At 65.6% G+C, this 241-nt stretch carries 1 protein-coding gene; it reads right to left on the minus strand.

Annotated features, from left to right (window positions below; translation table 11 throughout):
• Positions 1-70 (minus strand): AsnC family transcriptional regulator (locus G3I40_RS28160; RefSeq protein ID WP_164305188.1); only part of this gene is annotated, 70 nt, incomplete at its 3' end.
• Positions 71-241: the final 171 nt, after the last annotated feature.

Raw genomic sequence — 241 nt, forward strand, 5'->3', positions numbered from 1 at the left:
CCAGGTCGGTGTAGCTCATCCGCCCGTCCTTGACGAGCAAATCGACGATCTGACGGTCCAGCTCCTCCATATGGATCAACCTATGGCCCCGGAGCCGTGTCGGCACAGCCACGGGGACCACGGAAGGGCATCTGCGGGCCGCGTGTGACGAACGCCACATGTTTACGGGTCAGTAGCGGGCGGCCGCGCGGTTACCGGCCAGGTGCGACGGGAAGTGCTTGCTGTGGTCGAGGCCACAGCG

Origin of the sequence: Streptomyces sp. SID14478, assembly GCF_010548525.1 — a bacterium.
Taxonomy (GTDB): Bacteria; Actinomycetota; Actinomycetes; order Streptomycetales; family Streptomycetaceae; genus Streptomyces.